Here is a 24710-nt window from a genome sequence, read left to right on the forward strand (position 1 = left end):
CCGGGGGTTGTCGCTCGCCCGTGACAGCCTGCGGCTGCGGCAAAACTGTCATCAAGCTGTGAAATAGACGCGACGTCGGAACAACCGGCGCCGTGGAAGCGAGTCCCTGCGGCGCTCTTGCCTGTGGGGACGTCTGAATGTTGCTGAGATCCGCTAGCGTGGCGGCCATCGCCGCCTGCCTCATGTTCGCCGCGCAAGCGCACGCGGCGGACGCGCCGCCCGCGGCCGCGGACAGCAACGAAGTCGATCAACTGGTCGTCGTCGGCAGCGGCCAGACCCGCTCGGTCTCGACCCTGCTGCCGTCGCAGCTGGACGTGCTGCCGCCCGGGACCAGCCTCCAGAAGTCGCTGAACCTGCTGCCGGGCGTCAGCGCCCAGTCGATCGACGCCCTGGGCGTCAACGAGCAGTCGCTGTCCCTGCAGGTGCGCGGCTTCAACACCACCCACCTCGGTTACACCCTGGACGGCATGCCGCTGGGCGACGGCGCCTACAACAACTACAACGGCCTGACCGTCAGCCGCGCCCTGATCTCCGAGAACCTGGGCCGCGCCGATCTGGCGACGGGCATCGCCGGCCTGGGCATCGCCTCGACCAGCAACCTGGGCGGTGCGCTGCTCTACACCTCCAGCGACCCGCACAAGGACTTCGGCGTCTCGGTCAACGGCACCGTCGGCAGCGAGGACTCCGCGCGCACCTTCCTGCGCATCGACAGCGGCGAGCACGGCGGCCTGTCGGCCTATCTGTCGGGCCAGTACAGCCAGCAGGACCTGTTCGTGAACCAGGGCGCCTGGAACAAGTCGACCGGCAAGCAGCTGAACGGCAAGCTGGTCTACCGGATCGGCGAGGTCGCCAAGATCACGGCCTTCGCGGACGTCTCGCGCACCAACCAGGCCGACGACGCCTATCTGTCGAAAGACATGCTGGGCCGCCTCGGCTGGGACTGGGGCGGCTATGCGCCGGACTGGCAGTCCTATCTGGGCGTCGCCTACTGCTCGGTGACCGCCCCGACCGCGCCGACCAAGTGCGTTCCCGCGCCGTCGCCGCAGAAGAACGCCGACGTCACCTTCACCAACGGCCAGATCCTGCGTAACGACGAGCTGTACTACCTGGCCGGCGACTTCAACATGACGCCGTCGCTGCTGCTGCACGTGCAGGTCTACAACCACACCGACAAGGGCGCGGGCAACAACTGGATCACCGGCTGGTCCACCCAGGGCACGACGTCCACCGCCGACGACCTCCCGGTCCAGATCCGCGACACGCGCTACACCATCGACCGCACCGGCGTGGTCGCCAGCCTGGGCTGGACCGTCGGCGTCCACCACATCCAGGGCGGCCTCTGGCTGGAAGACAACACCAGCAGCGCCGCGCGCTACATCTGGACCAACGTCACCGGCCCCTTCAGCCTGGCCCGGTTCCTGGACGGCACGCCCAACACCGCCCAGTGGGTGCAGCAGACCGACTGGACCACCCAGCAGTTCTATCTGCAGGACACGGTGACCCTGCTGGACGACGCCCTGAGCATCGATTTCGGCTTCAAGAGCACCGACGCCAAGTCGGACGCCCAGGCCATCCGCGGCATCGCCCTGGCGGCCCCGCCGGCGTCCAGCCAGTTCGCCAGCGGGGTGCTGCACGCCAAGGACAACTTCCTGCCGGAAGTCGGCGCGCGCTGGCGCATCGCGCCCGGCCACGAGGTGTTCGCCAGCTACGCCGAGAACATGGCCATGTTCCAGGGCGGCTTCAAACTGGGCCCGCAGTCGGTCTCGCAGGCCGTCTGGGACGCCCAGGGCAAGTACCTGACGCCCGAGACCTCCAAGAGCTTCGACGCCGGCTATCGCTATGTCAGCGGCCCGCTGCAGGTCTCGGCCTCGGCCTACCTCGTGGATTTCGACAACCGCCTGCTGCAGTACAACCCCTGCCCGACCAACCAGCAGCAGAACCCGGGCTGCGGCAACTCCTTCCACAACGCCGGCAGCGTCACCAGCAAGGGCCTGGAAGTGGGCGTGCTGTGGAAGCCGCTGGCCTGGATGGACTGGTACAACTCGGTCTCGCTGAACAAGACCACCTACGACGACGACCTGAACTGGTGCACCACCACCTGCGTGATCAAGGAGACCTCCGGCAAGCAGCAGGTCGATACGCCCAAGCAGATGCTGGCCAGCTCGCTGACCCTCCGGCATGACGGCTTCTGGGCCACGCTGCAGGGCAAGTACACCGGTCGCCGCTACTACACCTACACCAACGACCAGAGCTTCGGCGGCTACACCACCTTCGACCTGGGCGTGGGCTACAAGTTCGACGGCGCCAGCTTCGCCAAGGGCGCGAAGGTGACGCTGAACGTCACCAACCTGACCAACAAGCGCTACGCGTCGAACTTCGACAGCAGCGTGTTCGCGCCGGACGACGCGGCGGGCAGCATCCTGGTGTTCCACGCCTCGGCCCCGCGGCAGGTCTTCGCCACGGTCGGCTTCGACTTCTAGGCGTCCACGCGCCCGCGCGAACCCACCATCGGCGGGCGGCTTAGCGGTCGCCCGCCGCTCCATGTTCAAGGAGACCCCGATGCGCCGTTCGATCTTGCTGGCTCTCGCCGCCGCGACGCTCGCCGGCGCCGCCCAGGCGCAATCCCCGACCTACCTCGTCAAGCACTGGAGCCAGGCGGCGGGCGACGAGACCGTCACCTTCCAGGGGCGGACCTTCGTCAACCACGGCCTGGTCGCCGTGGGGCGGCTGGACGCGGCCACGCGGGACTTCAAGGGCGACACCCTGGGCTCGTTCTCGGGCATGGCCCTGCGGTCCTGGCGCCGCCTGGCCGACGGGACCTACGAGGGCCAGCTGCTGACCCTGCCGGACCGGGGCCCCAACGGCGTCGGCTCGGTGGCCGGCACGGTCGACTACGCCAACCGGCTGCACGCCCATCGCCTGACCCTGGCCGGCGGCAAGCTGACGATCACCCCGACCGGGGGATTCCTGCTGAAGGACCGGACGGGCCAGCCGTTCACCGGCAAGGATCCCGGGCCCAACGTGCTGACCCGCGACGGCGTGCGCTATCCCTCGCCGGCCACTGGGGAGGGCGCGGGCAAGATCAGCCTGGACTCCGAGGCCGTGGCCTATCTGCCGGACGGCGCCTTCTACGTCTCCGACGAGTACGCGGCGGGCATCTACCTGTTCGACAGGACGGGCCGGCAGATCGGCGCGATCCAGGCGCCGCCGGCCCTGCTGCCGATGCGCAAGGGCCAGATGGACTTCACCGCCGAGAGCGCGCCGACCACCGGCCGGCGCAACAACCAGGGGCTGGAGGCCCTGGCGGTCACGCCCGACGGCAAGCGCCTGGTCGCCATCCTGCAGAGCGCCACGATGCAGGACACAGCCGGCTCGAACGCGGCCACCCGCAACAACACCCGCGTCCTGGTCTACGACATCTCCAAGAGCCGCACGCCCAAGGCGCCGATCGGCCACTACGTGCTGCAGCTGCCGGTCGTGCGCGAGAGCGGCGACGGCCAGGCCGCCGACGTCACCGCCGCCCAGTCGGAGATGCTGGCCCTGAACGACCACCAGTTCCTGGTGCTGGCCCGCGACGCCAACGGCCGGGGCAAGGGCTCGACCAAGGCCCCGGTGTTCAAGGCTGTCCTGCTGGTCGACACGACCGGCGCGACCAACCTGGCGGGCGGGCCGTACGAACAGGGCGTCCAGCCCGTCGCCGCCGACGGCGCGCTGGCGGCCGGCCTGAGGCCGGTCAGGCAGGCCGAGCTGGTGAACCTGCTCAACCCCGTCCAGCTGGCGCGGTTCGGCATGAACCTTTCGACCGCCCCGTCCGACCGGTTCAGCCTGTCGGAGAAGTGGGAAGCCATGGCGCTGGCGCCGGCGCTGGACCCGGCCGCGCCGAACGACGTCTTCCTGCTGGTCGGCAACGACAACGACTTCCTGACGGCCAAGGGCCAGGTCAACGGCCAGGCCTTCGACGCGGGCCTGACCAACGACAAGGGGGCGGGCGAGGGCGACAACGACAGCGTCATCCTGGTCTATCGCCTGACCTTGCCGGCCGGCGCGCCAGGCGCGCCCTAGGCGGCCTTGCCGAACGCCTCGACCGCATCCTTCAGCAGGACGGGATTGATCGGCTTGTTCAGCACCTTCACGTCCTCGAAGCCCTGGCGCGGCAGGGCGCCGTAGCCGGTGGCGAACACGAACGGGATGCCGGCGGCGCGCAGGCGCTCGGCGACCGGGAAGACCATGGTCCCGCCGATGTTGACGTCCAGCACTGCCCCGTCCAGGGCCGGCGGCGGCGCGACCGCGTCCTTCAGATAGGCCAGGGCGTCGTCGACCGCGCCGAACGAGCCGGAGATCTCGCAGCCGAAATCGGTCAGCAGGTCCTCGACCATCAGGGCCACCAGGGCCTCGTCCTCGACGATCATGATGCGCGGAGGATGGGCGGTCATTCGGGCGTCCTCGCGATCGGGCCGGCCACGATCCGGTCTGACAGCGGCGCGCGCAGCCAGTAGGTCAGGCCCTTGGGCTGGTAGGTCAGTTTGGCCTCGCCGCCCAGGTCGCGGGCCACCCCGCGCTCCAGCAGCTTGGTCCCGAAGCCCTGGCGCTTGGGCACGAACACCGGCGGGCCGCCGCGCTCGACCCAGTCCAGCACGAGGTTCCGGACCCCTTCCACGTCCTCGATCCGCCAGACCACGGTGACCTGGCCGCTAGCCGCCGTCAGGGCCCCGTGCTTGGCCGCGTTGACCATCAGCTCGTGCAGGGTCATGTGCAGCGCCACCGCGGTTTCCGCCGTCAGCGAGATGGCGGGGCCGCGCGCCGAGAAGCGCGGGTCGGCCAGGCCGCCGAACGGCTGCAGCGCCGCCTCCAGCACGTCGCGCAGGTCGGTGCGGCCCCAGGCGCGGCGGGTCAGCAGCTCGTGGGCCCGCGACAGGCCCATCAGCCGGGACTCGAAAGACTCGGCGAAGTCGGCGGGCGAGGGGGCGGTGCGCAGGGTCTGGCGGGCGATCGACTGCACCGAGGCCAGGGTGTTCTTCACCCGGTGGTCCAGCTCGCGCAGCAGGAAGGTGCGCCGCTCCAGGGCCTCGTTCAGCGAGGCGTAGAGATTGGCGTTCTCGATCGCCGCCGCCGTGGCCCGGGCCATGGCCTCCAGCTTCATCACCGTGTCGACCGACGGCGTCTGGCCCACGGCCCAGTAGGCGCCGATCGCGGCGATGGGGTCCTTGGCGCGCACCGGCGTCATCACCAGGCTTTTGACGAAGGTCGGGCGATAGGCGTCGTGCGGGATGCGGTCGTCGAGATAGATGTCGGGGATCACCACCGTCTGGCCGTGGATCATGGCCCAGCCCGAGATGCAGGCGGTCATCGGGAAGCGCTGGCCCTTCCACATCGGGCCGATGGCGTCCTCGTCCAGATACCAGCACAGGTCGCCGTCGCGCAGCACGAAGCAGACGCCGTCGGCTCCGGAGATGCGCCGGGCGGCCGAGCGGACGACCGCGGCGACATCCTCGATGGTGCGCGTGGCCGACAGCGCCTCGATCGTTTCGACCAGGGTGATCAGGGCGGCGTGGTCGGCCTGTTCCGAACGCTCGGCGTTCGCGACGTTTAGCACTCTTGGCGTCCCAGATACGCGTGTCCCCGAGCCGCCAGCCTAGCATCGGCCGATGTCGCGGCAAGGTGGAGTCTATGCTTAACGCTCGTCGAACGCGGTCATCCGGCGCCCCGCCGGAGAAACCGCGCGTTCAGTCGGCGGGCAGTTCCTCAACGACTTCAAGGCGCGAAGCGTTGGGACCCTGGGACAACTCCCGCGACAATCGGTCGCGATCCAGCGCCCCCTCCCAGCGGGCCACGACAAGCGTGGCCACGCCGTTGCCGACGAAGTTGGTCAGGGCCCGGCACTCGCTCATGAACCGGTCCACGCCCACCAGCACGGCCAGGGCGGCGATGGGGATGTCGGGCACGACCGCCAGGGTCGCCGCCAGGGTGATGAAGCCCGCGCCCGTCACCCCGCTGGCCCCCTTGGAGGTCAGCATGGCCACGCCCAGCAGGCTGGCCATCTGCAGGAAGCTGAGGTGGGTGTTGGTGGCCTGGGCCAGGAACAGGGTGGCCAGGGTCATGTAGATGTTGGTGCCGTCGAGGTTGAAGCTGTAGCCCGTGGGCACCACCAGCCCGACCACCGACTTCTTCGCCCCCAGCCGCTCCAGCTTCTCGATCAGCTGGGGCAGGGCGCTTTCCGAGCTGCTGGTGCCCAGCACGATCAGCAGCTCTTCGCGGATATAGGCCAGGAACTTCAGGATCGAGAAGCCGCAGGCCCAGGCGATGGCGCCCAGCACCACCAGCACGAAGACCAGGGCGGTGACATAGAAGGTGGCCACCAGGGCGCCCAGCTGGATCAGGCTGTGCACGCCGTACTTGCCGATGGTGAAGCCCATGGCCCCGAACGCGCCCAGCGGCGCCAGCTTGACCACCACGTGGATGATCCCGAAGAACAATCGGGCCAGGTCGCTCATGCCCGCGGCCATCCGGTCGCCGAACTCGCCCATGCGGGTGCAGGCGAAGCCCGTCAGGACGGCGATCACCAGCACCTGCAGCAGGTTGCCCTCGGCGAAGGCGCCGAAGAAGGTCTCGGGGATCAGGTGCAGCAGGTAGGCGACCAGCCCCTCGCCGTGATGGGCCTTCTCCAGGTAGCCGGCGGCGATCTTGGGATCGAGGTGGGCCGGGTCGATGTTGAAGCCGTGGCCCGGCTGCAGGATGTGGCCGACCAGCAGGCCCACGAACAGGGCCAGGGTCGAGACCACCTCGAAATAGACCAGGGCCTTCACGCCCACCCGCCCGAACGCCTTGATGTCGCCCATGTGGGCGATGCCGCCGGCCACGGTCAGGAAGATCACCGGGGCGATCACCAGCTTGACCAGCTTGATGAAGGCGTCGCCCAGCGGCTTCAGCTGCACCCCGACGTCCGGCCACAGCGCCCCGACCAGCACGCCCAGGGCGATGCCGATCAGCACCTGGACATAGAGCGTCTTCAGCGGCCGCAGCAGACCCATGGCGTATCCCCCCTTTGAACGACGCCGCGGCGACCCGTGAAGCTTTTCCGGCCCGGGGTTCGCACGCCCGGAAACTTGCGCTATGCACCCTGACCCGCGCAAGCGCGGCCCGGTAGCTCAGCAGGATAGAGCAGCGCTTTCCTAAAGCGAAGGTCAGGGGTTCGAGTCCCTTCCGGGTCGCCAGCTAACTAATTGAAATCATTCATCAAAATGGCTTTTGTCGGGCGGGTCGCACCGCTCGAGAAGCCGGAACAAACCGGGTAAAATCGGATGCTCCGGGACTCGATTCCCCGGAATAGTCCCGGATAATGTTCCGCCTCCGTTCTCACTGATGGAGGCTCGCGATGGTCCATCGCACCTACACCACGACAATGCGTGACGCCCCGGCGTTCTTCGAAAGCCTACGCCCGGCACGGGAGGCCTTGCTGTTGCGTCAGAGGTCCTTCCGGCCCTTCGGTCCCCACTACCACATGCTTGGCGTGATCATCGCTGGGCTCGACGTGGCCGCCGAGTTCTTCACCGGCAACCGAGCGTTCTACGCGATCGGCGACACAGCTAGGGTCGGGCCGGGTCCGCTGCACGGCTCTTGAGCCATGCCCGAACCTAGCGCCAGCGACCGCCGTAAAGCCGCCGACCTGGGCCATCAGCTCGCGACGACGCGCCTGATCGACTGCCTGGAGCACGGCGAGGACGTCCGGTTCAAATGCCAGTACTGCGGCACGACCAAGACCTGGGGCCGTTGGGAGCTGACCACTACCCATCGGGATCGGCTCGGGATGACCCTCGCCGAGGTGCAGACCAAGGCGCGTTGCCCGCGCTGCCCTGGGCGGATGCCGGTGCTCGCGCTGCTCAAGGGCGGCTATCAGGATCGGCCGATGCCGACCGAGAGCGCTCGGCGGTCATGGCTGATCGAGCTGCTTCTGGACTGCGGCATCGATCCCGGACCCCTGGGCTATGCCTGGCGCCCGCCGGGAGAGTGAACCGTGGCGATCATCTGGCCGACCCTTCAGCGGATAAAGTCCCCGCTCACGATCACTTGTCGCCGCTGCGGAAATCATCAGGTCTGGTCGCGTGAGAAGGCTGTCGTCAACCTGGGCGGCCATACCCAGCCCCACACGATCCGGCGAAAGTTTCGGTGCAGCCTTTGCGGCGCGCGCGGTCGCGAGGGCCTGATCGACATCGATGCGCGGATGTAGGTCGTCAACAGGTCCAGGGGCCGATGTCAGCATGCCACCCCTAGCTGACCTTCGCGATGTCCGCTTGCTGGACAATGGTCGAACGCCGCGTTTCGAGCGTGCGTGTGATTTCCGCTCCCGACCCAAGTCGGGCGTCTCGCGGCACCGGGCTATTAGGCGACCCAGATTATCTGCCCGTAGCACCCTTCCGAGGTGACTTTCAGACGGAGGAAGGTTGGCTGTGATCCGGGCGCCGGTCTGGCTGGGCTACCCGGGTTGAGCGCTGAGCCACGAACCCCGAATTTCGCTTCATCCGCTTTGTGAGTCCGGGCGTGAAGAAGCACGTCCACCGGCCCTCCAAAGAGCCGGTTGCAAATAGTCGATGCGCTCTTCGTTTCGACGAAAGGATCCAGCTCGTCCGCCAGGCCGGCGGCCTTCGCATCGTAGACGCACCCAATTCTGTAGCCACCGCCGGCCAAGGTGAGAGCTGTCCGGCGCGTGCGTAGGTCATCTGCGTCATCCAGCCCCTGAACACCGAGCACAGGCGCAATTTCCTCAAGCTGGTCGAGAGCGGACTTATCGCCCATGTCGCCTAGCGTGACGATCAAATCGACGCCCTGCAGCCTGGGCAGAAGCGCTGGCGGAAATTGTGGGCCGTCCCGAAAGACATGGCATCCTGCGAGGACCGCCAGGTTCGTTCCGCTGAGCGGCAAGCTCCACACCGAGTCCGACAATGGCCGCCTCCCACTCGTTTTACGCTACCGTGTCAAAGGTCTGACTTCCACCCCTAGCGGACGCTCACTCAGTCCGTTCAGGACCGATCACGGTGCGGGCGTGATCGGCTCGAACTCGCCCACATCGAGCTGGAGATCTACCCGAGCCACCACCTTGCTCTCGAATTCGCGCGAGACCAGGACGCGGACGCCGCGATAGCGGATGCCCCGGCCGATGGTGGTCATCTCGGTCTTCAGCGTGCTCCCGACCCAGTGATCCGGATGCAGGAAGATCGCTCCCGGTAGATGGTTCTCATCGCCCGTTTTCGCGGCCTCGGCGACCATGGCGTCTATCATCTGATCGATTTCGGCGGGTTTCATGGACGGCGGCATAGCTGAGTCGGAGCGTTCTCGCGCGACCCGCCGTTGTCGCACCATGCTTACCCCTCACGGATACACCTTCAGCGTCGACGCCCGTGGTCAGAAGTGGCGCGGCACCTGGGAAGAGGACGGCAAGGACGTCTGCGTCACGAGTGCGTTCGGCTCCAAGCGAGCGCCGAAGGGGGGCAAGCAGCCGGCGGAGGTCGCGGCCCAGGCGTTGCGCCAATTGGTCGACGAGTGGGCGGCGCGCCAGTAGGCGGCGGAACCCTGCTGCGTTCTGGCGGTTCCCCTCGCCCACAGGGAGACCAACATGGCCGACAATCTGCAGGACCGCGGCACCCAGGACCGGGCGCGGGTGAACGTCAACGAACCGCATGAGGTCCGCTACTGGACCGAGAAGTTCGGCGTCAGCGAAGAGGACCTGGTGCAGGCCGTCACCGTCGTCGGCGTCAGCGCTGCCGAGGTCGAGCGCTACCTGAAGAAGGACTAGAGCAGCGGCCCGAGGCCGCCACGTCGCATGCGATCGGCGCGCCGCCGCAACTCGGCCGCCACGGCGTGCGCGAGGGCCGGGCCACCGTCGTAGGCCTTGGGATTGACCTCGGCCCCGCGCGCCAGACGCTCAAAGTCTTCCGGCGTGCTGGCCGGCCCGTACTCCGCCAATATCTCGGAGACTTCCTTGGCGACCAGGCTGGGGTGCGGGTCGGGAATGTCGGGCATGTCAGCCATGACGAGAAGGTAGGCGAGCGCAAAGCCTGACGCTAGGGTCGCCGTCATGACCGATCGAACCATCAGGCCTGACCGCGAACCCGACTTCACCGCTCATGGCGAGGGCCCTCCGCCCGAAGACATCGTAGCGCGCGCCGAGGCTGCCTATCATGCCGAGCTAGCGATCGACGCCATGGGCGACCCGGAACACGCTCCAAGGGGGTGGTGGAACCTGAAGCTCTGGGACGGCCCCTGATGTGTAACCTCTACAGCTTGAAGACCGGCGATCTGTTCGCCACCTGGAACAAGGTGCTGAAGCTGCCCGTCGTTTGGGAGGGCCAGGCCTCGAACTTCGAGCCACGGCCCGAGATCAAGATGACCGAGCTTGCGCCGATCGTGCGCCATATCGGCGACCAGGCCGTAGTCTCGATGACCAAATGGGCATGGCCGGGGCCGAAGGGGCCGGTGTTCAATTTCCAGTCCGATGGTCGCGACTTCTCGAAGAGCGACCGGGTCCTGATCCCGGCCGACGCCTTCTACGAGTTCACCGACAAGCTGCCCGGCCAGAAGCGCAAGACGCGATGGAAGTTCACGATGGTCGACAACCCGCTGTTCTGGGTCGCCGGCATCGTCAAGAACGGCTGCTGGACCATGCTGACGACCGAACCGGGGCCGGACATCAAGCCCTACCATGACCGGCAGATCGTCGTTCTGGCGGCCGAGGGCGGGCGGGACTGGTTGGACCTGTCGCGGCCCCAGGCCGAAATCTTGTCCCCAGCACCGGTTCGGACGCTCACGGTCGTGCGTGATTTCCCGTCCGAGCCGGCAGATCTCTTCAGCTAGCGCGCGGGGCGCTCTCCAACGCCTGCACTCGCGCGTTCAGCGCCGCCATGTTCGTGGCCTGGCTCTCGATCACCACGTCCAGTTCCTGCACAATCTTCCACAGGATCGGGGTCAATTGCTCGTAGCGCAGGCCCTCGAAACCGTCCTGGCCTAGCACCCAGCCGCCGAAGTCCTCGCTAAGCCGATCAAAGGCAGCCTTGACCTCGTCTGACAGGAAGCCGCGATGCAAGCGCACGCCCGGGCGCTCGGCGTAGCGCGTCTCCTCGACCTCGCCCTCGACCATGCGCATCACCGCCTTGGTCTTCAGGAACTTCGGAGCAAGCTTGCGGCTCAGTCCTAGGAAGCCGGTCCGCACCCAGCGCGGCGCGCGCGTCTTCGGGTCGATCGGCTGCAGCCAGATCTCGTTGCCCTCGGCGTCCAGGTCCGGCATCTCGTCGTAGATCGGCTCGCCCTTGTCATCCAGGACCGGGACCATGCCGGGGACCATCACCGTGTACGGAGTCAGGCCGCCCACCTTCATGCGATACTTGCGCGGATTGATCTCGTGCAGCAGCGCGCGCATTGGGGCCAGGGTCTCGATATCCACCTTCAGCCGCGGATCCGAAACCACGGTCACCGCCGTTTGCGATGTGATCCCCGCCCAGGCGAACCCGGCTTGGCCTAGATAGAACAGGTTGTTCTGACCCGGATTGGTGGTCGCGCCCATGTTGACCAAGTTGCAGCCATAACCCACGTCGAAGGCCGTGCCCTGGGCGCCCAGCACCTGCTGCACGGTCCCACCCACCACCCAGCTCAGATAGCAGTTGGCCGGTAGCCGGATCGCGTCGCCGGACGAGAAGGTGGCGCTGGTCAGGTCCATGCCCATGACCTTGTTGCCGCCCATCTTGTAGCCGGCCACGCCGCTGGTGGTGTCCTCGATCGCGAACAGCCGCACGCAGTCGCCAATGATGGCGATGCCTCGGTTCAGCAGCTTCGTATAGCCGGGCGGCAGCTCGATATGCAGGCCCGACATCAGCCGCACGGCGCCGGCGCAGATCAGGTTGAGGATCGTCGTCCACACCGAAACGCCATAGACGCTGTTGTCGCTCAGCCCGTCGCCGCTGTTGGCGCCCAGGGCGTCGTGGTTCAGCTCCAGCACCGTGGCCGGCGGGCCGTAGCTGCGCGTGACGAAGTTGGCGCAATAGCCGGCCGCCGTTCCCACCGCTGCGCTCAGCGCGGCGAACAGCCCCACCACATAGGCCTTGCCGCCGCCGACCGGCACGCTGTTGCTCATCTCGATGTTGACGCCGATCTCGTTGGTCGTCGTCGAGCTGCCGGTGAAGACGTGGCGCACGCCCATCAAGGCCGTCACCCCGTCGCCTACGAAGGTGGCGGCGATACGCATCGCTCCCAGGATCGACAGGCCGCCCATCGTCGGCGCGGCGTCGGCGTCCACGTCGGTCATGTCTCGACCCACGGCCTCCAGCACGTCCCGGCCCGTCGTTGGCGTGGTCTTGGCCACCAGGCTGGCGCCTTGGGTGCTGGCAGGCACGCCGCCGAGACCGCCGGCCACCCCGTAGAGGTCGCCCGTATCCGGATCGCCGCCGAGAAGCTTGCCCTTCAGATCCTCACGCGCGGGAACAACCTGGCCGGCCTCGCCGAGCGGAGACAGGGCAGCTCGGCCCACGTCACGGTCCAACTCCTGTGAAACCAGCATCGCCTTGTCGAGCGCACGCTCGTGCGTCGCGGCCGGGAACGGGCCATTGGCCACGTATTGCGCCGTCTGGGTGCGGGCGGTCGCGCGGTAGATCTTCAGGGTTTCGCCGACTTCGACCGCGGCGGCGGTGTAGAGCGTGCCGCCCGCGTTATCGCCGGCGCCGGTGATGGTGTTGCCGGTCAGGTTGGTCTCGACGCCGTCGGCATCCACCTTCACGACGACGATGTCGGCGTTGGCCAGGAACTTGAACGGGATCGCGTACGGGCCCGTCAGGCCCGCGCCGGCATAGGAGATGTAGGGAACGGTAGCGGAGGCGGTCATGGCGGCTCTTTCGAGTACCTGACGGCTTGTCCGCGCCACGCGGGGCCAATCGAAGCGGCTAGACCGATTTTACCGCTTGAACGCCGGGCTGACGCCCGCCCACCAGGCCTGCCAGCCTTTCAGGGCTTCGCGGTCTTCCCGGCATCCGCCGTAGTTTTCGGCGACGGTGGCGGAGACGGTAGAGAGTGCAAGGCCCGAGGGGGCGTCAGCAGGTTGGCTGGCGGCGCCGGCAGGGTCGGACAGAAGTCCGGTTGCGGCGGCGTCGTGGAGGCGCACGAAACCAGCAGGAACGACGCACTGAGCGTCAGCAGTGACCGTGACATAGTGCGGAACCTCGCGGATGAGGGTTTGGGTGACGGTGCGAACCTCGACCTTCGCGGCCTCGACTTTCGTGCCCACCTTGGCGCTGGCCTCGGCGGCCTGGTCGGTCTTGGCCCGGGCCTCCGCCGCGGCTTTGGCATTGCGGCCGGCCTGAGCGGCGATCTCGTCGTTCTTCCCACGCTGGTAGCCGGCGTGATCGATGAACGGCACGGCGAGGATGACCGCCAGCGCGGCGCCTGCCTCCACTCCGGTGCGCAGCGAAATCATGGGTATTCGCTCCATGGAAGCTGGAAGTGCGGCCCGTCCTTCAGCGTCTTCCAATCGCCGCCCCATTCCAGCGGCACGTTGATCTGGAGCGCGGCGGCCTTCATGGCCGTGGCCAGCTTGGCGTAGAGCGGCCAATCCCAGCGCACTTCGCCGCCGACCAGCGCCGCCAGGTCGACGGCGTGCCCGGTGATGTGGCGGGACTTCATCGTTTGAGAGGCGCCGGCCCTTACCAGCTCCGCTTGCCGTTCCCGGGTGCGAAGCCCCTCGGTCACGGTGAAGTCGATGTCCGTCAGAGCGATGGCCCGTTTGACGACCGCGACGAGATCGGGGTGGACGCCTTTCAGACGTTCCAGCGACTTGGCGCCAAGGACGAAGGTCATGGCTCTTTCCCCGGATCGTGCTTGGTGAAGTAGAAGGTCAGGATCATCAGGAGGCCGTCGTGCCAGTCGAAGGCCTTGGTCCAGAAGCAGCCGGCGAGAACGCCTAGCGCCAGAAGCGTTTGGGTCTTCGGGAAGTTGACGATGCGCGGCAGGCTCATCGGCCAAATCCATCTCGCGCGGCCTGGCGCTCTTCGGCGACCGACACGCGCCGGTCGATCCTGTCGATGGTCGCGTTCATGGCCGCCGTGCGCTCGTCGAGCCTGGCGATGGTCTCGCCAGTACTGGCGCTCGCGCTGATCTTCTGTTCGACCGCCGCCATCCGCTCGTTCATGGCGGCGGCCCACCAGACGGCCGTGCCAGTCTGGATCAGGAGCGTGAGGGCCAGCGCCGCAGCGCTCCATTCGATCCGGCGCTCGCTGCTGGCTATCTTGGTCAGGATGGGTTCAGCGCGCTCAGCCACGAGGGGTCTCCGGGATCGAAGCGGATGGCCGATTATCCCATGCAGGACACTTGGAACTCACAACGGGTCTCCCGCTCAGCCTGCGTTCAGAGCGCCGACGGTCGGCGTGGTCGAGAAGGCGACGCCGTTGAAGTCGTTGGCGACGATGGCGCTGAGGTTCGTGCCGATGTTCTTGGCCGGGCTGTTGCTCGGAGGAACGAAGTCGATGACGTTGGATGGCGCGCTCGCCAGCAGCGGGTTGGAATTGACGCTGTGGGCGTCCTTGCCCGCGCCCTGCCAGCCACCCCAGGTCGGATACGCAACGCGCTCGATGCCGTAGGACGACGGCCCGGCGTAGATGCAGCCGTAGTCGCTGGTGATGCCCGGAACCCCACCGGTATCGACGTTGAACACCGCTCCGATACCGGTGTTGACGGCGATGTAGTTCTTCAGCTCCGGATCGCTGATCGGCGCGTTCCAACCGCACTCGGAGTTGGAGCCGATGTTGATGGCCGAGGCCAGGTTGCTATCGGGCGACGTCTGCATGAACGTGCCGTGATAGACACGCATCCCGAGCGCGCCCTTGAGGTAGAGCGCCGATTGGCTGCCGGCGGAGCAATGCGCCAGCAGGTCGTAGACATAGCCGGAGGCGCCGTTCGTGTTCTTGAACAGGTGGCCGATGCCGGGGCCGGTGTAGAAGTTGCGGGCCACCTCCCCGACATTGACCGCACCGACCATGATGCCGTGGGTCGTGGCCGAAGCGGTCGGCTCGGCGATGACGATGTTGTCGGTCGCGTCCAAGGTGCAGCCGAAGGAGCCGCAATCGAGCTGGAACCACAGCGACTTGGTCGCGTCCTCGGTCCAGGTAATCCCGTCAGCCGAGTAGGCGATATTGCTGCTCGTCACCGTGGCGTTGCTGACCAGGGTCAGGTAGTTCGCGCCGTCGATGGTCCCGGTGAAGTTGAAGACCAGATGGTAGGCTGTCGAGGCGGAAACCTTGGAGTGGCTGGCCCACTGGAAGCCGGTGCTCTGCACGCTCACGCCCGAGCCGGTGCTCGGCATGGAGGCGCAGGAGGGGGCTGTGCTGGAGGTCTCGAGCAGCGTCCCGAGTGTGCCGGCATTGTCGGCGTAGATCGACGCTGTGACCGTGCCGCCCGGCGAGAGCACCTTCTTGAACTTGGCCAGGAAGCAGCCGAGGTAGGTGCTCAGAGCGGCCGTGGGCGTGCCGGTCGTGAACTTCAGCTTCAGGTACTTGTGAGCAGCCGTGTCGCCGAAGTTCACCGTGGCGGTCGCGCCAGTGTTGGTCACATTCAGGTTGTAGCCGTCGCCGCCCAGCGCCAGGCCGTGGGTTTGGGCGGTTGCCGCGACGCTGATACGGTTGCGCCGCGCCTTGGCCGTTCCGCTCGCCGCCCTAACCGTGATCTGGTCTTGCGTGTGGGCCGCCAGGACCGACAGGACGTTGTCGTCGACCTCCTGCTGAACCACGCCCTCGGCATTGCAGAGGTAAGTGCCGGCCGAGGGTGAGCCGGTGTTGCGCTTGACCTGGACGAGCCCAGAGACCGACGTGGAGGCGGAGATCTGAAGCAGCGCCTTGGCGAAGGTCCCCGATCCATAGTTGTCGGAGAAGTCGATCGTTCCGACGGTGTCGCCGTTGAAGTTCAGGCCAAAGCCGGTGCCCGAGACGTGGCCGGTGAAGGTGCTGTAGCGAACGGAGACGGTCGTGAAGACACCGCTCGACGATCCGGTGAGAACCTGGTTGTCCTGCGCGAAGGTGCAGTACCACGCCTTCCAGTTGGCGTAGTTGCCGCCCGTGCCGGACATGAAGAAGTGAACGGTGCTCTCGACGTTGACGCCGTAGAACTGGAGATCGCTGCCCGTGCCCGTCGGGGTGACGTGGCCAAAGCCGGTGCAGTTGCGAAAGCCGCCCTTGTAGTACTCGACCGCCCCGGTGACGTTGCCGGCGATACCCCGGCCCGAGGTCGTGCCGGTCCCATCGAACACCGCGCCGTAGAACACCCGGCGTTTGACCGAGGCGTCGAGAATGACGGCTTGAGCAACCGCCGTGGCGGCTTGGAAGACGATCTCACCCGCGCCGACAGAGGTGTCGCAGCCGATGAACCACGCCTTGGACGAGGACGGTCGCAGGCTCTCGGCATACGGGATGCCGGACGGGTTGACCTCAATCGCGGCGCCATCGGCCGCCACCGTGCTAGCCTTGCCTGCCGTGGCGTATGGAGTCGCCCTGGACCCATCGCCGGTCGTGTCGTTGCCCAGCCCGTAGCCGTTCGAGGCTGCGTTCGAGGCGTAGACGACCTGCGTCGCGATGGCCTTGAACGCAGCCCAGGGCGGGATTTGAGCAGGTCGACTGCAAGGAGCGGTCAGGGAGAGGCCTAGCCCCAGAAACATCAGACCAGCGCCGTGATGCCGGTAGCCGTGGTGCCGATCGACCAAATGCGCCGCACGCGGATCGGGATGACGCCGGCCGGGAGCGTCAGCGTGACAGCCGTGCCGTCGAGCTTGTGGACCTTCACGTCGCCGCCGACGGCTAGGCAGATGGCTCGGGTGAAGACCGCCAGGTCGTTGGCATTGTCGGGCGTGACTGGATAGAAGTCTTCCGCCGGAAAGGCGCTGTTCTGCTTGCCGCTGCCGATCGTCATGGCTCAGTCTCCGAGCCGCCAGAGATCGAAGCGGCTAGGGAGATTTTACCGCGCCGGAGCCTCCGGAAGGCCCGCCGCGTCGCCAGCGCTATCCTCGGCATGGTCGAAAAGCCAGCGCAGGTAGAACAGGTTCTGAAACGGCAATAGGCGGCGCGCCTTGTGCAGGTCGGATCGGGAGAGCTTCCCTTCGGACGCGGAGCCGACGAGGTTCGCCGCATCGTTGACCGTGCCGACGGAAGGGCCGAGCAAGGTGTCGGTGATATCGCGGTCGGCGTAGCGTGATGAGGGCGCCACGCCCATGGCCGCGTTGATCCCGACCCGGCCGCGCGTCACCTTCTCGGCGATGTTGTTGGCCTCGAACAGCCAGCCGAGCGTCCCCGACTGATCCAGGCCCTCGGAAATCCATTTCCTCGGATCGTCGGACGTGTTCCTGCCCGCCACGGACGACTTCACCTGATAGGCCAGCATGCCTAGCGCCACGGCCGCCACGAAGCCTTGCAGCGCATTGGCGTCCCGCTGCTGGAGGCCGTTCAGCATCACCCGCGACATCGACGAGAAGGTGAAGGTCTTGAACTGGCCGATGGTCTTGCCCAGCTCGCTCGACATCCACAGCGGCTTTTCCTGGCCCGGCGTGGCGATGATCAGATCGACCTCCTTGGCCAGGGCGCCCCGATAAGCCGCCGCGGCTTCCGCGTCGGTCCAATCGGCGGTGTTGGCCAGCCACACTCCGCCTCCCTTGTCGCCGTGCTTCTTGAACTGCTTGGCGATGCGCTGGCCCATATCCTCGTCGATGCCGAGGAACGCCAAGCGCCGAGCCTCCGCGGGAGACGGGCCTTCGATCAGGGCCTTCAGCGTCGCGCCTGGGTGATGAGCCCCACGAACTGCTTCATGCCCGCGTTCCAGAGCGACATGCCCGAGACGAGTCCCATCTTCTCGCCGGTGTAGGAGATTGCGCGCTCGGCCTTCGAATACCGGCCAAAGTCCTCGAACACGTCGGCGAGCTGCTGGGCGCGGCTATCGAGCACCATGTCGAGCGCTGTGCCAGCCAGCTTCACCTCATCGGCCGCCACCCGCCTTGCCCCATCAGCTGCTTGACGGCGAAGCCACCGGTCGAGCGCGACAGCGGGTCGGACTTGAAGGTCGCCGCGCGCCCCTGGCGACGCAGGCTGGCGTCGTTCTTCTCGGCCTCGATCGTCGCCTGGTTCACTGTCGGGGGCGGCGGAGGCGCGAACACCTTCGGAGCGTCAGGGATTTTGGGCGACATGGCAGGCTCGCGCGAGATCGAAGCGGCAAGCCCTATTTTCCCACGAAGACAGGAAGCGGACGGTGGTTATGACCGGGATGGGTGGATTGAAGACATCGCCCACCGACGGCATTGTCCTCCTATGAGCGACTTTCCGAAAGTTAAGCTGTCCCGTCTGCGGGAAATTGGATGGTCACTTTGGGACCCAATCGGCCTCCGCGAGCTGAGCGATGGTGACTGGCAGGACGGCGGGGCCTGCGCCGACGAATATGACGGTTATCTGCTCCAAGTCGTAGGACGACTAAGGCGTGGCGACCCGGATGATGAGATTATCGCCTACCTCGAAGATACCGAAGTCGGTCACATCGGGCTGACTCGCAGCCCGACAACGGGCACCCGGGCGACCGCCACGGTCGAGGCGATCCGTGACTATCTGACCAGCATTCCGCCGGGACCGCTGAAAGTCCGGTGAGGGTGGAAGGCGCAAGGCGCTCCCAACGCACATTGGGAGCGCCGGTCGTATCCCTCGGGGGGCGAAGCCGTAGTAACGCCCGTTTTAGGTAGTGACACGCTCCCTATAGCAGACTGATAGAACGGCGGAGATGGGTGGATGGCGGACGCCGTGCAAACCCCTCTCTCATAGAGAGAGGGAGGGGCCCGCCGCGAAGCGGTGGGAGGGTGAGAGGTTTCACCGCTGGCCGGTAAATCCAGAGCCGCTGAGCCGCGCTTTCGAGACTCCGACAGAGGCTCACCAGGGCCGCCAGCGTGGATCGGGCAACTATCCGAAGACCGGCTGAACAGCCGCGTTTCATTCGGTGAGAGTGTAACCTCTCACCCTCCCATGGCTTCGCCATGGGCCCCTCCCTCTCTCTATGAGAGAGGGGTCAGGAGGGCCGCCCAACGTCCGCAACGGGTCGTAAACGGACTTAAGCAAACGGGCTGAAATCTTCCGCGTGCGTAGGACGCTCTTTCCTCGCCGGCCCGGAGATCGTGTCGATGATCCGGCCCATAAGGGACAGGTTGTCGACGTCGTCGTCGAACTTGCCGGCCGGGAACAGCGCAGCCTCGTCGAGGAAGCAGTCGCCGTCGGCGTCATCTCGCACGAACACGCGACCCTCTCGGGCAAGGGCCTGGGCGCCACGGGCGCGGGTTGGCTTGTCGACGGCGCTGGGCAGCCATTCAAGGCGGCAGGAGACCCGACGCTCACGAAGGCGGCGGATCAGCATCGGCTCGATCGCCTTCTGGATCACGCCGGCCTCGCCCACCCAGCGCTGGATTCCGCCTTTGTGGCGATAGCGCTCGATCAGGTCGATCTGCGTCTCGATCCACACGTCCGACGTCGTCTGGCCGCGCCAGCCGTCCACCAGGTAGATGTTCGGCGGATCAGCGCTGTCGACCGCCCAGACGCGAAGGACCGTGTTGTCGCCGCCGCCCTCGGTCACGGCATAGTCGCTGGTCCCGAAGTAGCGCAGCGAACGCGGAAGCGTCTCCTCGGTGAAGCGCTTGAACCACCCGCGCTGGAAATAGGTGCCCTCTTCGGGGCTGGGCCGCTGTTGGTACAGGCTCGACCAGGTGCGCAGGTTGCGCTGGAAGGGTCGCCAGTGATCCATCGGGTCGCCGCTCTGGCGCCCGAACCACTCCGGCCACAAGCTCTCGCCCTTCGCCCGGCCGAGCGGGTCGTCGGGTTTCTCGGCCAGGGCGGGGAGGCAGAGCACCTTCCAGCGCCGGCCGTCGCGTCCATCGAACCAGCCGCTCTCGCCGTTCCAGGTCTCGGGCAGGATACGTCCGGCCACGTCGTCTTGATGCCAGCGGGTCAGGATGAGCACTTGAGGCGAGCCAGGGATCAGGCGCGAGCAGAAGTCATCGACGTAGGCGTCCCACGTCTTCTGCCTGATCGTCTCGCTCTCGGCCTCCTCGCGGCCGGCGACCGGATCATCGAGCACGCCCAAGGCGCCACGGTTGCCGGTCAGGCCGCCGAGCAGGCCGCCGGCCATGTACTCGCCGCCCGTGGTCAGCGACCACTCGTCAGCGGCCTTGGCGTGGCCTGAGAGCGCCACGCCGGGGAACAGCGACGAGAAGGCCGACGAGTTGACCAGTTGCCGGGCCCGGCGGCCCTGCTTGCGGGCGATGTTGGCCGCGTAGCTGGCGAGGATCACGTTGCGCCGGGGAAAGCGCGCCATGAACCAGGGGATGAAGACCACATCCACGTAGGTGGACTTCGCCGAGCCGGGCGGCATGAGCACCATCAGGTTCGGTGTCTTGCCGTCGGCGAGATCCTGCAGCTCGGTGCAGAGCAGGGCGTGATGCGCGGCCAGGCCCTTGTCGAGGCGCATGACGCTGAAGGCGTCTTCATCCTCCGCGTCGGTGATCGGCGCCGTCGGGATGTCCACCATGCAGGCGAAGTCGGCCAACGACTCCTTGGCCAGGCGGCGTCGCGCGGCGATAGCGGCCTGGCGCGGATCGACGGTCGCGGTCGTCATTTGCTGATCGGGATAGCCGCCAGGGCGCGAAGCTGGTCGAGCGTGAGGTTGGAAACATCGACGGCTGTCTGGATGGGCTGATCACCGGCCTCTGGGTCACCGCCGACCAATGCGACCTTCTCGCCGTAGACCTTGGGCCGGCGCTTCCCGGCGGACCATTTCAGTCCGTTGATCGCGGCTGTCGCGGCGGCGGGCTCGATCTTGCCTTCCGCCGCCTGCCGGGCGTAGTGCGCCACGTCGTCTGCATCGGCGTCGCCCGAGAACTCGCGCGCGCACGCGTATTGGTCGCGAAAGTCTCGGTAGCGAGGGCTGGCCAGCCAGCGGAACACAGTCGCGCGATCCGGCATGTCCTCGCTCTCGCATATCGCACGCAGGCTATCGCCGTTCGCGATGCCCTCGCAGATCGTGTCCGCGATCTCCTGACTGAACTCGGAGGGACGACCCATTACGGACGCTTCGCCAGTCGAATGGCGCCTGGCGAGATCGCCGTGCGCTGGGCAGCCCGACGGCCGAGGTCGATACGCACCTGGGTGTCGATCTGCTGATTGGCGGCGATCGCCTCGTCGATGGCCTCCTGAGCTTCGACAGGGTCGGCAGGATTTAGGGCCTGGAGTTCGTCGATCGGGCGCATGGTCTGGTCCTGCCGATCGACGAGTTCGCTGATCGAAGCGGCAGGACCATTTTACTTGTCATCGCGCTGGCAGGCGCGGGCAGCTCCTCAGCAGCCGTAAATCGACGTGCATGAACTCGAAGAGCGTCCGCTTGTGGTGCTCGATGTGCTCGATGTGCTGGAGCCGTAGCTCGAGCCGTAGCCATAGCCGGAGTTGGAATTGGTGTTCGTGTTGGAGCTATCGGTCGATCCGTACCCGTAGGCCGGACGGGTGTCCGGCTTCGTCCCAGGTCGGCCGGTGTACGGGTTGGTGTTTCCCCGGGTCGAGTAGTTGTCGCTCGTCGTCGAGTTGGGGTTCGTTTGGTAGTGCGGGGCGACGTACGTCCCATTCGACCGCGTGTAGCCTCGAACATAATGGTCTTGAGCATCGGCGGTGGCGAAGCCGACGAGCGCGATAGCCGCGCCGATGATGGCGTGCTTGAGCATTGCTGCCTCCCTAGTGATTTTGACGGTACTGGGCGACGTCGGCCTTGGTGACGTCAGACGGATAGCAGAGGGGCGCGTAGCCTCCTGCGCGGCTCCAAGCGCTGCGCCGGCCGCACGAACTGCCGTTGCTGGCGGCGTTGTACGGGCACGGACAGTTGCCAGGGTAAGCCGCGATCGACTGTCTGATGATCGCCGCTTTGATCTGGCTGTCGGTGAGCTTGGAGGCCGAGAACGCGGGCCCAACAAACAATAGTGACGCCATGAGGGTGGCGCCCAGCAGGCTTCGGTTCATTCACCCCTCCCCAGGTGTGGTTACCGAAGCTTTACTGTTGCGACTCTAAAGGTGGAGTTTCAAGCTAATTTCAACCTATGGAATCTCTGGCGCTTGGCTATCGCCCCCGGCCGCCCGGCTCGATCCCCGCCCGCGCCATGATCTTACCGATCGGCTGGCCGTCCACGCTGCAGGCGGCGATCACCCGATCATAGCTGCGGGTCGAGCCGTTGTGGCCGCGCTCGACGGTGCAGATGGCGTGGTGACCGACGAGGCGGTCCATCACCGCCTTGGCTTGGCGACCGCCGGGCTCATGCAGCTCCGGCGCAAACCACCGGGCCTCGCGGATCTCGACCCAGGTGCTGGGCTTCGGAGACGGGCCTACGCACAGGCTGTCGCCGTCGCCGGCGTACCAGACGACGCCCGTGATCTTCTGGCCTGCCTTGTAGTTGTCGACCGGCGCCGTGCAGGGATCGGCAAGGGCAGGCACGGCGGAGACGACAACAAATGCAAGGCCAATGCCGAATCTGCGGGCGATCATAGGGCCTCTCTGGCTTAGGTCAGCTCTAGCTACTTCCAAGGCCAGGCTCGCTACCTACTCGTTCAGCTTGCTCAAGAGGGCAATGGGGTCAGCGGGAGCGCGCCGTTCCTTGGTCGCGAGCTGCCGAAACACGTCGAGCTGCGCTTCTCTGACGTGCCACATTCGCTTGGCCTCACCCGCACGCCACGGATACCGGTCGTTCTCGTTGAGGATGAAAAATTGTGCGTCACTTCTAATTCTTTCGGCGCTCTCGGTTTGCAGACGGGTGATTTCGTCCTGCCCGTAGCCCAGCGCATTCAATCGTTTGCGTATTTCTACGATTCTGGTGGAGGAAAAATTCTGAGTTCTAATGACCAGTTCGCCCTCCTGTTGGTCGTAGAACGCCTGAAGCTCATCGATTAGACGAAGTGCCTCCTCTCGAACCGTTTGCTCAACTTGCTGAGCGATAAACGACGCGACTGCTTCGCCCCGTTGATCAAGCTTGGCCACTGCCGCGCTAAGGTCATCCAATCTGACCGCGTTCGCCTTCAAGAGTCTGGAGTTCGTCGCCAGCATTTCGAAGGCAAAGGTTACGGCTATCGCTAGGCAGCTGATCGCTATCAATACCCACCCCCACCATGGGAAGATGCTGATGACGGGGCCGAGGAGCGCGCTTGCGATATCGTCGAGCTTCGGAAGCTCCCAAGGGGTTGTCTGTTCGACGACACCTCCGATCGTGTCCCAGTTCGCCGCGAATACCAAAAATCCAAGGAGCGTCGATCCAAGCGGGTGCTGGCGAAGAACGGCGACGAATCTCGCCCGGAGGGTTCCAAGCTGGACCATGACGCCACTATGGCTAGACTCTGGCCGTGACCGCAACCTGGTCGCGTCGGTATCGCGTCCCGATGAGTTCCAAGTCTCATGCGATCACCCGCAGTAGCGGCGGAGCCTGAGCAGGCGCCAGCGACCCGGGCTGGTCGGGCGGCGGACCGATTCCGCCCGGCCAGTGTCCGGTCTCGCGCCAGCGACGCACCGTCGTCGCCCAGCGTTCTTCCGACCAACTCGACGGATCGCTCGCCACGGCGGCCTTGATCGTTGGCGCCCAAGTCGCCCAGCGGTCCTCCTGGATCAGCCGATGGACGCCCCTGGCGAACTCGCCGCCGTCCTTCGTGGCATCCGGCGAGGCGTAGTAGGCCCTGAGCGCCGCGGCGATCGCCTCCGGGCGGTGGCCTCGCCGGACTGCGGCGGCCAACGCTCGCTGCAGGTCCTTCTGGCTCGAGCGCTCTCGGCCCTTCCTCGGCGTGGATTTCCAGATCTCCTCGACCCAGGTGGCCACCGTCGTGCCGGACGAGCTGTCCGATTGGCTTTCGGGAAGGGGGGAACTGTCCCCCTTAGGGGGACTAAGGGGGGTAGGGTCAGGGGTAGGGGGTCTGGGGGAAGGGGGCGTTTCGTAAGACGTCTTAATAAGACGCTTTTCAGACGCTTTAAGACGCTCCTTCTTGCCCTCATAGTAGCGGGCGTTGCGGTCTTGCCGGGCCGTGCGGGTGACCTATCGCCTATCCGAACGGTGCCATCGCTCACCGCGTCTTTCGCCGAACTCGCGCCCGCAAGTCCAAGGGCGGCGTCTATCGCTGCCGCTACTGCCGCGGCTTTCACATCGGAAATCGGAGCTGAGATGAAGTGCGCCCAGTGCAAATTCTGGATCGACGGCAACGACGGTTCGTCGGAGGACGAGCCGTTCTCGGTGCCGGGCGAGTGTCGCCGCAAGGCACCTACCCCCTTCCTCGTTCCTCACGACGAGCCCTCGTTTGGCAGAGGTCAGGCCTATTGGCCCCAGACCGGCCATGACGATTTCTGCGGCGAGTTCGTCTCGAAGGCCGAGAAGCGGGTGGGGTGGGTCTAATGGTGTGTGATCCCCTGACCGTCGATCAGCGCATCGAGCGCGAGATCGAGTTCCTCGCCCGGATGCAGATCGACGTCAGGGATTTGCCGCGCCAGCGGCTGGCCGAACTCGCCGACGAAAGCGAGGAGGCCGCCAGCGGCTACCTGTCGGCTGCTCAGGCGGTCAATGGCCGGGAGCGGCTCACTTTCCTCTGGCTCAGCGGTCACCATGCCGTGAAGGCTAGGGTCTACGCAGAAGCGGCGAGGGCGGCGTGACAGGCCAGCATCGCCTC

Annotated in this window: 35 protein-coding genes and 1 tRNA gene; 12 read left to right on the plus strand and 24 right to left on the minus strand. The window is 66.4% G+C overall.

The window, feature by feature from the left end; all coding sequences use genetic code 11:
- Window positions 1–137: 137 nt before the first annotated feature.
- Together WAE60_RS11570 and WAE60_RS11575 are read left to right on the plus strand one after the other, a co-directional pair.
- The gene (locus WAE60_RS11570; RefSeq protein ID WP_337686548.1) at window positions 138–2480 is read left to right on the plus strand and encodes a TonB-dependent receptor; all 2343 of its coding nucleotides are present in this window, start codon (window positions 138–140) and stop codon (window positions 2478–2480) included.
- A 79-nt stretch (window positions 2481–2559) separates the two neighbouring features.
- Complete coding sequence (locus WAE60_RS11575; protein ID WP_337686549.1) at window positions 2560–4062, plus strand: esterase-like activity of phytase family protein; 1503 nt, start codon at window positions 2560–2562, stop codon at window positions 4060–4062.
- Here WAE60_RS11575 and WAE60_RS11580 read toward each other — a convergent pair.
- The 3 genes from WAE60_RS11580 to WAE60_RS11590 all read right to left on the minus strand — a co-directional run bounded on the left by WAE60_RS11580 (window position 4059) and on the right by WAE60_RS11590 (window position 7010).
- A complete protein-coding gene (locus WAE60_RS11580; RefSeq protein ID WP_029908176.1) occupies window positions 4059–4433 on the minus strand; it encodes a response regulator in 375 nt (124 codons plus the stop codon). The genes WAE60_RS11575 and WAE60_RS11580 overlap by 4 nt on opposite strands.
- Window positions 4430–5593 (minus strand): HWE histidine kinase domain-containing protein, encoded by a 1164-nt coding sequence (locus WAE60_RS11585; RefSeq protein ID WP_337686551.1) that lies wholly within the window; start codon window positions 5591–5593, stop codon window positions 4430–4432. The genes WAE60_RS11580 and WAE60_RS11585 overlap by 4 nt, the downstream gene beginning before the upstream one ends.
- Before the next feature lie 130 nt (window positions 5594–5723).
- Complete coding sequence (locus WAE60_RS11590; RefSeq protein WP_337686706.1) at window positions 5724–7010, minus strand: dicarboxylate/amino acid:cation symporter; 1287 nt, start codon at window positions 7008–7010, stop codon at window positions 5724–5726.
- Between the two features lie 124 nt (window positions 7011–7134).
- On the opposite strand from WAE60_RS11590, the gene WAE60_RS11595 reads away from it, so the two are divergent.
- The 4 genes from WAE60_RS11595 (at window position 7135) to WAE60_RS11610 (ending at window position 8224) form a co-directional block, all read left to right on the plus strand.
- Window positions 7135–7211, plus strand: a tRNA-Arg gene (locus WAE60_RS11595).
- A gap of 161 nt (window positions 7212–7372) precedes the next feature.
- Window positions 7373–7618 carry a hypothetical protein gene (locus WAE60_RS11600; RefSeq protein WP_337686552.1) on the plus strand — a complete coding sequence of 82 codons (246 nt, stop codon included), beginning with the start codon at window positions 7373–7375 and terminating at the stop codon, window positions 7616–7618.
- 3 nt (window positions 7619–7621) lie between these two features.
- On the plus strand, window positions 7622–8008 hold the full coding sequence (locus WAE60_RS11605) for a hypothetical protein (protein WP_337686554.1): 387 nt from the start codon (window positions 7622–7624) through the stop codon (window positions 8006–8008).
- 3 nt (window positions 8009–8011) lie between these two features.
- The gene (locus tag WAE60_RS11610) at window positions 8012–8224 is read left to right on the plus strand and encodes a hypothetical protein (protein WP_337686556.1); all 213 of its coding nucleotides are present in this window, start codon (window positions 8012–8014) and stop codon (window positions 8222–8224) included.
- Between the two features lie 152 nt (window positions 8225–8376).
- On the opposite strand, the gene WAE60_RS11615 is transcribed toward WAE60_RS11610, so the two are convergent.
- Both WAE60_RS11615 and WAE60_RS11620 read right to left on the minus strand, forming a co-directional pair.
- Entirely contained in the window at window positions 8377–8937 is a 561-nt protein-coding gene (locus WAE60_RS11615) for a metallophosphoesterase family protein (protein WP_337686557.1), read from the minus strand.
- 87 nt (window positions 8938–9024) lie between these two features.
- The gene (locus WAE60_RS11620; RefSeq protein ID WP_337686559.1) at window positions 9025–9297 is read right to left on the minus strand and encodes a hypothetical protein; all 273 of its coding nucleotides are present in this window, start codon (window positions 9295–9297) and stop codon (window positions 9025–9027) included.
- Between the two features lie 55 nt (window positions 9298–9352).
- Here WAE60_RS11620 and WAE60_RS11625 point away from each other — a divergent pair, with 55 nt between their 5' ends.
- Window positions 9353–9553, plus strand: a complete 201-nt coding sequence (locus WAE60_RS11625; RefSeq protein ID WP_337686561.1) for a hypothetical protein — start codon at window positions 9353–9355, stop codon at window positions 9551–9553.
- A 54-nt stretch (window positions 9554–9607) separates the two neighbouring features.
- Window positions 9608–9787, plus strand: coding sequence for a DUF3606 domain-containing protein (locus tag WAE60_RS11630; RefSeq protein WP_337686563.1), 180 nt, complete (start codon window positions 9608–9610; stop codon window positions 9785–9787).
- Here WAE60_RS11630 and WAE60_RS11635 read toward each other — a convergent pair.
- Window positions 9784–10071 carry a hypothetical protein gene (locus WAE60_RS11635; protein WP_337686565.1) on the minus strand — a complete coding sequence of 96 codons (288 nt, stop codon included), beginning with the start codon at window positions 10069–10071 and terminating at the stop codon, window positions 9784–9786. The genes WAE60_RS11630 and WAE60_RS11635 overlap by 4 nt on opposite strands.
- Before the next feature lie 204 nt (window positions 10072–10275).
- Here WAE60_RS11635 and WAE60_RS11640 point away from each other — a divergent pair, with 204 nt between their 5' ends.
- Window positions 10276–10845: an SOS response-associated peptidase family protein gene (locus WAE60_RS11640; RefSeq protein ID WP_337686567.1), complete on the plus strand. Its 570-nt coding sequence runs from the start codon at window positions 10276–10278 to the stop codon at window positions 10843–10845.
- Here the strand turns inward: WAE60_RS11640 and WAE60_RS11645 are convergent.
- From WAE60_RS11645 to WAE60_RS11690, 10 genes are all read right to left on the minus strand, one after another.
- Window positions 10838–12862 (minus strand): hypothetical protein, encoded by a 2025-nt coding sequence (locus WAE60_RS11645; protein WP_337686569.1) that lies wholly within the window; start codon window positions 12860–12862, stop codon window positions 10838–10840. The genes WAE60_RS11640 and WAE60_RS11645 overlap by 8 nt on opposite strands.
- A 69-nt stretch (window positions 12863–12931) precedes the next feature.
- Entirely contained in the window at window positions 12932–13450 is a 519-nt protein-coding gene (locus tag WAE60_RS11650) for a hypothetical protein (RefSeq protein ID WP_337686570.1), read from the minus strand.
- Complete coding sequence (locus WAE60_RS11655; RefSeq protein WP_337686572.1) at window positions 13447–13830, minus strand: M15 family metallopeptidase; 384 nt, start codon at window positions 13828–13830, stop codon at window positions 13447–13449. Before WAE60_RS11655 ends, WAE60_RS11650 begins: the two co-directional genes overlap by 4 nt.
- The gene (locus WAE60_RS11660) at window positions 13827–13988 is read right to left on the minus strand and encodes a hypothetical protein (RefSeq protein WP_337686573.1); all 162 of its coding nucleotides are present in this window, start codon (window positions 13986–13988) and stop codon (window positions 13827–13829) included. Before WAE60_RS11660 ends, WAE60_RS11655 begins: the two co-directional genes overlap by 4 nt.
- Window positions 13985–14290 (minus strand): hypothetical protein, encoded by a 306-nt coding sequence (locus tag WAE60_RS11665; RefSeq protein WP_337686575.1) that lies wholly within the window; start codon window positions 14288–14290, stop codon window positions 13985–13987. The genes WAE60_RS11660 and WAE60_RS11665 overlap by 4 nt, the downstream gene beginning before the upstream one ends.
- Window positions 14291–14365: 75 nt before the next feature.
- Complete coding sequence (locus WAE60_RS11670; protein ID WP_337686577.1) at window positions 14366–16675, minus strand: hypothetical protein; 2310 nt, start codon at window positions 16673–16675, stop codon at window positions 14366–14368.
- The gene (locus WAE60_RS11675; RefSeq protein WP_337686578.1) at window positions 16675–16926 is read right to left on the minus strand and encodes a hypothetical protein; all 252 of its coding nucleotides are present in this window, start codon (window positions 16924–16926) and stop codon (window positions 16675–16677) included. The genes WAE60_RS11670 and WAE60_RS11675 overlap by 1 nt, the downstream gene beginning before the upstream one ends.
- A gap of 45 nt (window positions 16927–16971) precedes the next feature.
- Window positions 16972–17733: a hypothetical protein gene (locus WAE60_RS11680; RefSeq protein WP_337686580.1), complete on the minus strand. Its 762-nt coding sequence runs from the start codon at window positions 17731–17733 to the stop codon at window positions 16972–16974.
- A 41-nt stretch (window positions 17734–17774) separates the two neighbouring features.
- Entirely contained in the window at window positions 17775–17996 is a 222-nt protein-coding gene (locus WAE60_RS11685) for a hypothetical protein (protein WP_337686581.1), read from the minus strand.
- Window positions 17978–18190, minus strand: coding sequence for a hypothetical protein (locus WAE60_RS11690; protein WP_337686583.1), 213 nt, complete (start codon window positions 18188–18190; stop codon window positions 17978–17980). Before WAE60_RS11690 ends, WAE60_RS11685 begins: the two co-directional genes overlap by 19 nt.
- On the opposite strand from WAE60_RS11690, the gene WAE60_RS11695 reads away from it, so the two are divergent.
- Window positions 18189–18641, plus strand: coding sequence for a hypothetical protein (locus WAE60_RS11695; protein WP_337686585.1), 453 nt, complete (start codon window positions 18189–18191; stop codon window positions 18639–18641). The genes WAE60_RS11690 and WAE60_RS11695 overlap by 2 nt on opposite strands.
- 454 nt (window positions 18642–19095) lie before the next feature.
- Here WAE60_RS11695 and WAE60_RS11700 read toward each other — a convergent pair whose 3' ends face one another.
- The 8 genes from WAE60_RS11700 to WAE60_RS11735 form a co-directional block, all read right to left on the minus strand.
- Complete coding sequence (locus WAE60_RS11700) at window positions 19096–20649, minus strand: hypothetical protein (RefSeq protein WP_337686587.1); 1554 nt, start codon at window positions 20647–20649, stop codon at window positions 19096–19098.
- Window positions 20646–21095, minus strand: a complete 450-nt coding sequence (locus WAE60_RS11705; protein WP_337686588.1) for a hypothetical protein — start codon at window positions 21093–21095, stop codon at window positions 20646–20648. Before WAE60_RS11705 ends, WAE60_RS11700 begins: the two co-directional genes overlap by 4 nt.
- The gene (locus WAE60_RS11710; protein ID WP_337686589.1) at window positions 21095–21280 is read right to left on the minus strand and encodes a hypothetical protein; all 186 of its coding nucleotides are present in this window, start codon (window positions 21278–21280) and stop codon (window positions 21095–21097) included. Before WAE60_RS11710 ends, WAE60_RS11705 begins: the two co-directional genes overlap by 1 nt.
- An 87-nt stretch (window positions 21281–21367) precedes the next feature.
- Window positions 21368–21745, minus strand: a complete 378-nt coding sequence (locus WAE60_RS11715; protein ID WP_337686590.1) for a hypothetical protein — start codon at window positions 21743–21745, stop codon at window positions 21368–21370.
- 10 nt (window positions 21746–21755) lie between these two features.
- On the minus strand, window positions 21756–22037 hold the full coding sequence (locus tag WAE60_RS11720; protein WP_337686591.1) for a hypothetical protein: 282 nt from the start codon (window positions 22035–22037) through the stop codon (window positions 21756–21758).
- Between the two features lie 97 nt (window positions 22038–22134).
- Window positions 22135–22506 carry a nuclease gene (locus tag WAE60_RS11725; RefSeq protein ID WP_337686593.1) on the minus strand — a complete coding sequence of 124 codons (372 nt, stop codon included), beginning with the start codon at window positions 22504–22506 and terminating at the stop codon, window positions 22135–22137.
- Window positions 22507–22611: 105 nt separating this feature from the next.
- Window positions 22612–23379, minus strand: a complete 768-nt coding sequence (locus WAE60_RS11730; RefSeq protein ID WP_337686594.1) for a hypothetical protein — start codon at window positions 23377–23379, stop codon at window positions 22612–22614.
- Window positions 23380–23455: 76 nt separating this feature from the next.
- Window positions 23456–23872 carry a hypothetical protein gene (locus tag WAE60_RS11735; RefSeq protein ID WP_337686595.1) on the minus strand — a complete coding sequence of 139 codons (417 nt, stop codon included), beginning with the start codon at window positions 23870–23872 and terminating at the stop codon, window positions 23456–23458.
- A 339-nt stretch (window positions 23873–24211) separates the two neighbouring features.
- On the opposite strand from WAE60_RS11735, the gene WAE60_RS11740 reads away from it, so the two are divergent.
- Entirely contained in the window at window positions 24212–24439 is a 228-nt protein-coding gene (locus WAE60_RS11740) for a hypothetical protein (RefSeq protein WP_337686597.1), read from the plus strand.
- Entirely contained in the window at window positions 24439–24693 is a 255-nt protein-coding gene (locus WAE60_RS11745; protein ID WP_337686599.1) for a hypothetical protein, read from the plus strand. Before WAE60_RS11740 ends, WAE60_RS11745 begins: the two co-directional genes overlap by 1 nt.
- Window positions 24694–24710: the final 17 nt, after the last annotated feature.

This window comes from Caulobacter sp. CCG-8 (assembly GCF_037402475.1).
In the GTDB taxonomy this organism is placed as follows: Bacteria; Pseudomonadota; Alphaproteobacteria; order Caulobacterales; family Caulobacteraceae; genus Caulobacter.

Bases quoted from the DNA above. Each gene is read 5' to 3' on its own strand.
- WAE60_RS11690 (WP_337686583.1), bottom strand. From the start codon at position 18,190: ATGTCGCCCAAAATCCCTGACGCTCCGAAGGTGTTCGCGCCTCCGCCG.
- WAE60_RS11655 (WP_337686572.1), bottom strand. From the start codon at position 13,830: ATGACCTTCGTCCTTGGCGCCAAGTCGCTGGAACGTCTGAAAGGCGTC.
- WAE60_RS11660 (WP_337686573.1), bottom strand. From the start codon at position 13,988: ATGAGCCTGCCGCGCATCGTCAACTTCCCGAAGACCCAAACGCTTCTG.
- WAE60_RS11675 (WP_337686578.1), bottom strand. From the start codon at position 16,926: ATGACGATCGGCAGCGGCAAGCAGAACAGCGCCTTTCCGGCGGAAGAC.
- WAE60_RS11600 (WP_337686552.1), top strand. From the start codon at position 7,373: ATGGTCCATCGCACCTACACCACGACAATGCGTGACGCCCCGGCGTTC.
- WAE60_RS11575 (WP_337686549.1), top strand. From the start codon at position 2,560: ATGCGCCGTTCGATCTTGCTGGCTCTCGCCGCCGCGACGCTCGCCGGC.
- WAE60_RS11645 (WP_337686569.1), bottom strand. From the start codon at position 12,862: ATGACCGCCTCCGCTACCGTTCCCTACATCTCCTATGCCGGCGCGGGC.
- WAE60_RS11620 (WP_337686559.1), bottom strand. From the start codon at position 9,297: ATGAAACCCGCCGAAATCGATCAGATGATAGACGCCATGGTCGCCGAG.
- WAE60_RS11650 (WP_337686570.1), bottom strand. From the start codon at position 13,450: ATGATTTCGCTGCGCACCGGAGTGGAGGCAGGCGCCGCGCTGGCGGTC.
- WAE60_RS11700 (WP_337686587.1), bottom strand. From the start codon at position 20,649: ATGACGACCGCGACCGTCGATCCGCGCCAGGCCGCTATCGCCGCGCGA.
- WAE60_RS11730 (WP_337686594.1), bottom strand. From the start codon at position 23,379: ATGGTCCAGCTTGGAACCCTCCGGGCGAGATTCGTCGCCGTTCTTCGC.
- WAE60_RS11720 (WP_337686591.1), bottom strand. From the start codon at position 22,037: ATGAACCGAAGCCTGCTGGGCGCCACCCTCATGGCGTCACTATTGTTT.
- WAE60_RS11630 (WP_337686563.1), top strand. From the start codon at position 9,608: ATGGCCGACAATCTGCAGGACCGCGGCACCCAGGACCGGGCGCGGGTG.
- WAE60_RS11570 (WP_337686548.1), top strand. From the start codon at position 138: ATGTTGCTGAGATCCGCTAGCGTGGCGGCCATCGCCGCCTGCCTCATG.
- WAE60_RS11745 (WP_337686599.1), top strand. From the start codon at position 24,439: ATGGTGTGTGATCCCCTGACCGTCGATCAGCGCATCGAGCGCGAGATC.
- WAE60_RS11605 (WP_337686554.1), top strand. From the start codon at position 7,622: ATGCCCGAACCTAGCGCCAGCGACCGCCGTAAAGCCGCCGACCTGGGC.
- WAE60_RS11715 (WP_337686590.1), bottom strand. From the start codon at position 21,745: ATGCTCAAGCACGCCATCATCGGCGCGGCTATCGCGCTCGTCGGCTTC.
- WAE60_RS11580 (WP_029908176.1), bottom strand. From the start codon at position 4,433: ATGACCGCCCATCCTCCGCGCATCATGATCGTCGAGGACGAGGCCCTG.
- WAE60_RS11710 (WP_337686589.1), bottom strand. From the start codon at position 21,280: ATGCGCCCGATCGACGAACTCCAGGCCCTAAATCCTGCCGACCCTGTC.
- WAE60_RS11695 (WP_337686585.1), top strand. From the start codon at position 18,189: ATGGCAGGCTCGCGCGAGATCGAAGCGGCAAGCCCTATTTTCCCACGA.
- WAE60_RS11635 (WP_337686565.1), bottom strand. From the start codon at position 10,071: ATGACGGCGACCCTAGCGTCAGGCTTTGCGCTCGCCTACCTTCTCGTC.
- WAE60_RS11740 (WP_337686597.1), top strand. From the start codon at position 24,212: ATGAAGTGCGCCCAGTGCAAATTCTGGATCGACGGCAACGACGGTTCG.
- WAE60_RS11670 (WP_337686577.1), bottom strand. From the start codon at position 16,675: ATGTTTCTGGGGCTAGGCCTCTCCCTGACCGCTCCTTGCAGTCGACCT.
- WAE60_RS11705 (WP_337686588.1), bottom strand. From the start codon at position 21,095: ATGGGTCGTCCCTCCGAGTTCAGTCAGGAGATCGCGGACACGATCTGC.
- WAE60_RS11625 (WP_337686561.1), top strand. From the start codon at position 9,353: ATGCTTACCCCTCACGGATACACCTTCAGCGTCGACGCCCGTGGTCAG.